This window comes from Malikia granosa (genome assembly GCF_002980595.1).
Classification (GTDB): domain Bacteria; phylum Pseudomonadota; class Gammaproteobacteria; order Burkholderiales; family Burkholderiaceae_C; genus Malikia; species Malikia granosa.
Genome location: NZ_PVLQ01000129.1, coordinates 1 through 1,986, shown reverse-complemented (window position 1 = coordinate 1,986; position 1,986 = coordinate 1). Strand labels below are relative to the sequence as shown.

Below are 1,986 nucleotides of genomic sequence, written 5' to 3'. Positions count from 1 at the left end.
ATCCCGAAGCGTCTCCTTTTGTCTCCCTTTGCCTATAGGCAAGGAGACGAAGGAGACGGGAGACGAAGAAGAAACCAACCCGAAGCCGAGAAGCAGACATGAACCCGCATATCACCCCGCTACTGCTCGAGCACTACGGCCTGGAATTCAGCGTGCTGGCCAGCTACCCCGAGGCTGACACTGTCGCCGTCAATGCCTGTATGGAAGCCCGCTCAGGCGCGGCACTTCAGTGCATCCGTGGTGGCGTGGCTTGTCTGGCCGACCAGCACGATAAGACGAGCGCCTCGACCTGGTGTAGGTCTGGCACTGGCCTAGCATCCCTCCCGACCAACGCTGCAAGGCTACTGCCAAGCAACCGCGAAGGCCCCCGTGAAAGACGAGACATGCATACATGTCCAGAGGTAGGGAAGACGAACTGACCGATCCAGCGTACGTCGACATCAAATTGCGATCCCGTGTGCCCAAAAGCCCAGGATTCATCACCATAAAAGATAAATAGTTGATTTGTTAGTTTGTTAGTTTGTTTATATTTATGTTCTTAATAAATCAGAAAGCCATTGACATGCGTCCCGCCGAATTCGCTCCCGAAACCATCATCGAAGCTGGTCAGCAGCTGCAAGCCGCTGGCCGCAACATCACGGGCTTCGCCCTGCGGCAGAGGGTTGGCGGCGGAAATCCGACCCGTCTCAAACAAGTCTGGGATGAGTACCTGGCCAGCCAGTCCATGACCCGAGTTGAACCCGTTGCCGAACTCCCGGTGGAGGTCGCAGACGAACTGGTCGCCCTCTCCAAGGCGCTGACTGAGCGGCTGGCCTCCCTGGCGGTCGAACTCAATGACAAGGCCGTCAAAGCTGCGGAGCGGCGCGTGGCCGAAGTAATACGCACGGCTGGCGAGCAGCGCGAACAGGCCGAGCGCGAGTTGGCCGATGCGTCGCAAACGGTAGAGAATCTGGAGGCAGCCTTGGACACCTCTCGTGGCGAGGTCGATGCCTTGACAACCAAGTTCAACAATTCGCAGGCATACAGCCAGGCGCAGGCGGTCGAGCTGGCCCAGCTGCGCGAGCGCCTAGCTGCCGCCGAACAGGGCGCCAAGGCCGCCGCCGCGCAGCATGCCGCCGAGCTGTCGCGCGCGAATGAGGCTGCTGAGCACCTTCGCGTGGAGCTGGACACCTTGCGCAAGACGGCGGCTATGGAGTTGGATCAGGTTCGCCTGGAGCTTGCCGGCGTCAAGGCCAGGGCTGAAAGCGACTTGCGCCATGCTCATGAAGAAACACGCAGTCATCAGCTCGCGAGCGAGCAGGTCAGCGGGCTGTTGTCCCAGGTCAGGGAAGAACTGTCGCAGGCCCGCCACCAGGCGGCCGAGGCGCGCGAGGAGGTCGCTCGGCTACAGGGCCAGGTTGATGCCATTGAGGGCCTGCGCGCCGAGCTGGTCAGAACCTTGGCCAATGCCAGCCGGCCTACAAGCGAACCGTCCGAAAATGAGCGGTAAGATGACAGTCGCCAGTTTGGTCTTGGTTGACATGGGACTGTAACCGTTAGTCGAAATAAGTCCTTCGGGCACCGCAGATCTCAAGCCATCCAGTCAAGGGCGAGCGCCATACCCTTGTTTGCTCTGTTTTGTGTCGTTATGACCGGGTGGTACTACTTGGGATGGGCCGGCTCCACAAGCTGGTGATGACCCCGTTCGGTTCCCGTGACCGTCCGGGGTTGTCTTTTTTCTAGCAGTTGCATGACGGGTACCGGCTATGAGCCACTGGAACCCACTACAAAACTTCATCAGGAAGACGGCGTGCGGTACCTGGGTCTTCTGGTGTTTTGCAGGTGCTTCTCAGGTCCGCCGCAACCTGCGAGACCATTCTTGCGAAGTCCTCTAGTCGCGTAGCCTGTTCCCGAACTGCCTCGTCGCGCACCTTGACAACGTCTTGCAGTGTCCGGTCCCTGCCAATCAACTCAATCAGCCGAACTTCTAGCAGGCCGTTGAAAAAT

Annotated in this window: 2 protein-coding genes; one reads left to right on the top strand and one right to left on the bottom strand. The window is 59.3% G+C overall.

Features of this window, described 5'->3' with window-relative positions:
* Window positions 1-562 precede the first annotated feature (562 nt).
* On the top strand, window positions 563-1,489 hold the full coding sequence (locus tag C6P64_RS17450) for a DNA-binding protein (protein WP_105749801.1): 927 nt from the start codon (window positions 563-565) through the stop codon (window positions 1,487-1,489).
* Between the two features lie 274 nt (window positions 1,490-1,763).
* On the opposite strand, the gene C6P64_RS18375 is transcribed toward C6P64_RS17450, so the two are convergent.
* On the bottom strand, window positions 1,764-1,986 hold a 223-nt coding region (locus tag C6P64_RS18375; RefSeq protein WP_211296884.1), incomplete at its 5' end, for a hypothetical protein.

What these genes read in the sequence shown, in the direction of transcription:
- C6P64_RS17450 (WP_105749801.1), top strand. Translation starts at nt 563, where the DNA reads ATGCGTCCCGCCGAATTCGCTCCCGAAACCATCATCGAAGCTGGTCAG.